Source organism: Photorhabdus sp. S10-54 (assembly GCF_963878145.1).
In the GTDB taxonomy this organism is placed as follows: domain Bacteria; phylum Pseudomonadota; class Gammaproteobacteria; order Enterobacterales; family Enterobacteriaceae; genus Photorhabdus; species Photorhabdus kayaii.
Map to the genome: position 1 here is coordinate 1 of NZ_CAWNXG010000097.1, position 4,154 is coordinate 4,154.

At 40.2% G+C, this 4,154-nt stretch carries 7 protein-coding genes; all 7 read left to right on the forward strand.

Annotated elements, in window-relative coordinates:
• Window positions 1-59 precede the first annotated feature (59 nt).
• The 7 genes from AACQ83_RS23445 (at window position 60) to AACQ83_RS23475 (ending at window position 4,084) form a co-directional block, all read left to right on the forward strand.
• Window positions 60-293, forward strand: coding sequence for a hypothetical protein (locus AACQ83_RS23445; RefSeq protein ID WP_112879804.1), 234 nt, complete (start codon window positions 60-62; stop codon window positions 291-293).
• Window position 294: 1 nt separating this feature from the next.
• Window positions 295-693 (forward strand): hypothetical protein, encoded by a 399-nt coding sequence (locus AACQ83_RS23450; RefSeq protein WP_112879805.1) that lies wholly within the window; start codon window positions 295-297, stop codon window positions 691-693.
• A 69-nt stretch (window positions 694-762) separates the two neighbouring features.
• Window positions 763-1,665, forward strand: coding sequence for a hypothetical protein (locus tag AACQ83_RS23455; RefSeq protein ID WP_112879806.1), 903 nt, complete (start codon window positions 763-765; stop codon window positions 1,663-1,665).
• A 208-nt stretch (window positions 1,666-1,873) separates the two neighbouring features.
• Window positions 1,874-2,257 (forward strand): hypothetical protein, encoded by a 384-nt coding sequence (locus tag AACQ83_RS23460; protein WP_112879807.1) that lies wholly within the window; start codon window positions 1,874-1,876, stop codon window positions 2,255-2,257.
• Entirely contained in the window at window positions 2,235-3,056 is an 822-nt protein-coding gene (locus AACQ83_RS23465; RefSeq protein ID WP_112879808.1) for a PD-(D/E)XK nuclease-like domain-containing protein, read from the forward strand. The genes AACQ83_RS23460 and AACQ83_RS23465 overlap by 23 nt, the downstream gene beginning before the upstream one ends.
• Window positions 3,049-3,879, forward strand: a complete 831-nt coding sequence (locus AACQ83_RS23470) for a hypothetical protein (protein WP_205068675.1) — start codon at window positions 3,049-3,051, stop codon at window positions 3,877-3,879. The genes AACQ83_RS23465 and AACQ83_RS23470 overlap by 8 nt, the downstream gene beginning before the upstream one ends.
• Window positions 3,860-4,084 (forward strand): hypothetical protein, encoded by a 225-nt coding sequence (locus tag AACQ83_RS23475; RefSeq protein WP_112879809.1) that lies wholly within the window; start codon window positions 3,860-3,862, stop codon window positions 4,082-4,084. Before AACQ83_RS23470 ends, AACQ83_RS23475 begins: the two co-directional genes overlap by 20 nt.
• Window positions 4,085-4,154: the final 70 nt, after the last annotated feature.

Consider the following 4,154-nt stretch of genomic DNA (forward strand, 5'->3'; position numbering starts at 1 on the left):
CTGCGGTTTCGATTTACCCGATAATCACATTAACATAGAAATAGCAGGTGAATAATATAATGGTAAACATACGAAACACTTATAGTTTTGAAATATTATGTAAAGATGTACGAATTACGTCTTCTGCAATAGAAGAAATCTCAGTTGAAGTATTTGGAGTAAATGACAATGGTTTACAAAGAATAATTAATGAGTTTTATCCTGAGGATATACTAAAGATGATTGATGAAGAATCCATTGTTGATTATTTAAAAGAGTACGGTTACGAAGTCATTAAGCAGGAGGAAGAATAACATGTCAGCACATGTACACGCTGAGTTAATGTTGCAGTATGCTCAAGATGCGTTGAAAACTGATAAGCCGTGGTTGTTGTGGGAAATAGGTGACGGCGCTGACGGGTGGGATGACTTAGATGATCATCCATGGTGGATCAAAGATTCTGAATATCGCCGCAAGCCTGAAATGATCACTGTCGGCGGTGGAATAAGTTTTCCTACACCAGTAAAGCATAAGCCGAAAGAAGGTGAGAAATTTTGGATTCCAGATTTTTACACATTAGGGACTCATACACATTACTGGGAAGATGATGAGTTTGATAATTGTCTGCTGAATAATGGGATGATTCATTTAACAGAAGATGCCGCTCAGCAGCATTTAGACGCATTAATTAAAATAAACCGGGGTGAATTTTAGTAATATGGAGTAAAGGCCAGTGGACGGCTCAGGGGTAATAAACAATTAATGTAATTAAAGGAATCACTCATGTCAGATAAAAATGAAGTGGCTATCATTGATATAAAACCAGAACAAGCGCCGGTTATTTATATTCCAAACGGGCTTGATGCGTTTTTAAATAAAATTAGAGAATCGGTAAATGAAATTCCAGATGTTACGACAAAAAGAGGCCGTGACAGAATCGCATCATTAGCTGCGCAAATATCACGCAGCAAGACAGCTATAGAAAAGCCAGGTCGCGAATATCTTAAGCGACTCAAAGAAGCGGTAAAACCAGCGGAGCAAGAAATTAAGCGCTTTGTTGATGCATGCAATGAGCTACGTGATGAAGTTCGCAAGCCGCTCGCCGACTGGGAAGCTGAACAAGAGCGTATTAAGCGTGAAGAGGAAGCACGTAAAGCAGCAGAGGAACTGGCAAAGCAAATCGAAACTGATTATGAAATTGCTCTGCTAATGGATGAAAAATTTGATAGAGACCTGGCAGAAAAGAAAGCCGAACAGGAACGCCAGAGTGTTGCTCGCGAGGAAGAAATCAAGCGGCAGGCAGCAGAGCAGGCCCGCATTGATGCTGAGCGCAAAGCTTTGGCTGAAATTGAAGCCGCAGCACGACGCGAAGCTGAAGCAAAAGCGGCGACGGAGAGAGCTGAACGTGAAAAGCTGGAAGCGCTAGAACGTGCCGAACGTGAAAAACAAGCTGCAATTGATGCTGAGCGGCGCAAGTCGGAAGAAGCAGAGAGAGTCCGTTTGGCTGAAATTGAGCGTCAAAAAACAGAGGAGGCAAAACGACAATCAGATGTTGAACATCGTAAACGTATTAACAATGAATCTCTGCAAGAATTAATTAAAGCCGGAATTACAGAAGAATGTGCAATGAATTGTATCAGAGCTATAGCAAACGGCAAAACAACTCACTTAAAAATCATCTATTAATTATGAAAATCAACAAGCAACTTTTCAATTTAGCTCAGTCTAAAGCCAGAATCGCTTTCAAAATAGAAAGTCAAATTGAATGGTTTATAGCAGTGCAATATTTGAGGCTATCATATGAATATGATTAAAGAGTGGCTCTTTGCTATGTTATTTCCCGCTTATTTAATTCTATTTACGACGTTAATTTTAATTTTTCTGAGATAAAAACATGAAAACTCGTGGACAAATAGCTGATGAGAGATTATTGGCTTATGAAAAGATATTATTCAAAAATTCTTCGGAAGAAGAAATCATTGAACAAAAAATTGAAAGCAAGAGAGATGAGTTAACTTTAGAATCGCTCAAAAAAGTTATCAGAGATGCTCGAATCTGCGGATTCATATTGAGTAACGATGATTTGAATGGACTTGCTGACTCTGATTTCATTGACGAATATTTTTATGACGTTCAAACGGAAATATTGAAATCAATCTCAATGATTGAACGTTATCTTGAATTGAGTCAAGCACAAGACCCAACGGAACTTGAATTAAATAATACCAGCGGATGGTTTAATTGGGAGGCAAACAATGAAACCCGGCATTTATTATGACATATCGAATGAAGATTATCATCTTGGACCCGGAGTCAGTAAATCACAGTTGGATGTGATCGCAAAAGAGGCGGCGCTTTTATTGTGGGACAAGGACGCTCCCGAAGATGAAGAGAAAAAGGATGCGCTTAATATGGGAACGGCTCTTCATTGTTTATTGTTAGAACCCGACGAGTTCAATAATCGATTTATCGAAGCACCGAAGTTTAATCGTCGAACTAACGCAGGGAAAGAAGAGGAAAAGGAATTCATAAATGAATGCGAAAAAACAGGGAAAATCGTAATGGACTATGAACAGCATCGGAAGCTGAAAATTATGCGTGATAGCGTCATGGCTCATCCGGGAGCCAGGCTTCTTTTGGAAGCAGATGGATATTGTGAATCATCAATTTACTGGAATGACGCAGAAACAGAGGAGTTATGCAGGATTAGGCCGGATAAGCTAATACTCGACAAAGATATCATTCTTGATGTTAAAAAAGTTTCAGATATCGATAGATTTCCCACTCATATCGAAGAATTCCGCTATCACGTACAAGATGCAATGTATAGCGAAGGATATCGACAATACACGAATGGAACGATCCCTACTTTTTGTTTTCTTGCAGTTAGTGAGTCTATCGACTGCGGTAAATATCCTGTTCGCTTGTTTGTATTAGATCAATACGACAGGGAAGTTGGTTTCAATCTATTTCGAAGAGATTTAGATGTATATCACAAATGCCACTCAACGGGTAACTGGGGGCTGGGATTTGAAAAAATTCAACGCCCAATCTGGGCGAGGAGAAGAGATGAATAATAGTGTTATTAACCCGTTTAGCTCAAGTGCGCAACAAGCAAATGGAATGGTTGCAGTTGAGCAACAAAGAGCCATACAAGAAGTTCAGGCCGCGATGGTGATAGCTAAAAAATTCCCGCGTGACCCCATCACTGCAATGGACAGAATTTTGCAGGCATGTACACGCCCTACTCTTGCTGAAAGTGCCTTGTATTCTTACTCACGAGGCGGCGCTGAAGTGACAGGACCAAGCATCAGGTTAGCTGAGGCCGTTGCTCAAAACTGGGGAAATATACAGTTTGGTATACGCGAGCTTGAACAAAAAAACGGTGAATCGTCTGTTGAAGCGTTCGCGTGGGATATTGAAACAAACACACGTCAAGTTAAGACCTTTACTGTTCCGCATGTTCGATTTACGCGACAGGGAAAGAAAAAGCTGGAAGATCCACGCGATATCTACGAAATGGTGGCAAACCAAGGATCAAGGCGTTTGCGGGCGTGTATTTTAGGGGTGATACCCGGTGATGTTATCGAAGCGGCAGTTAATCAGTGTGATGTGACACTCAGAAGCAATGCTGATACATCCCCTGACGCTATTAAGAAAATGATTGCAGTATTCAAGGATGAATTTGGTGTTACCAGTGAGCAAATTCAGAAGCGCATACAGTGCCGTGTTGAAGCCATGCGCCCCGCTCAAATGGTCCAGATGAAGAAAATCTATGCAAGCTTACGTGATGGTATGTCAAGTGTAGACGATTGGTTTGAGAAACCCGAAACCACTCAAAATAAAGTTGACGAACTAAATAATATGGGAAATTCAACAAATGACAGAGGAAACGAATAAATATATTGGCAAGCCGTGCCCGCAAGGACACACTCTCAGATATATGGCAAACGGGAATTGTGTTGAATGTCAGATTGCCGGTCAAAAGAAGTCGAAAAATAAAGCTCAAAAGCCCAAGCGAGAAAGTAAAAATAAAGTCAATCCCGATGATTTTACCCATCGTGTATTTATTATTGGAAATCCTGAAAGAGTGAATAAATTATGAATATGTATATTTGTATTTATGGGCCACCTAATACAACATCTCCAACAAACATTCAATTACCATGCAATTT

Excerpts from the sequence above, each read along its gene's own strand:
- AACQ83_RS23460 (WP_112879807.1), top strand. The coding sequence starts at position 1,874 with ATGAAAACTCGTGGACAAATAGCTGATGAGAGATTATTGGCTTATGAA.
- AACQ83_RS23455 (WP_112879806.1), top strand. The coding sequence starts at position 763 with ATGTCAGATAAAAATGAAGTGGCTATCATTGATATAAAACCAGAACAA.
- AACQ83_RS23445 (WP_112879804.1), top strand. The coding sequence starts at position 60 with ATGGTAAACATACGAAACACTTATAGTTTTGAAATATTATGTAAAGAT.
- AACQ83_RS23465 (WP_112879808.1), top strand. The coding sequence starts at position 2,235 with ATGAAACCCGGCATTTATTATGACATATCGAATGAAGATTATCATCTT.
- AACQ83_RS23475 (WP_112879809.1), top strand. The coding sequence starts at position 3,860 with ATGACAGAGGAAACGAATAAATATATTGGCAAGCCGTGCCCGCAAGGA.
- AACQ83_RS23450 (WP_112879805.1), top strand. The coding sequence starts at position 295 with ATGTCAGCACATGTACACGCTGAGTTAATGTTGCAGTATGCTCAAGAT.
- AACQ83_RS23470 (WP_205068675.1), top strand. The coding sequence starts at position 3,049 with ATGAATAATAGTGTTATTAACCCGTTTAGCTCAAGTGCGCAACAAGCA.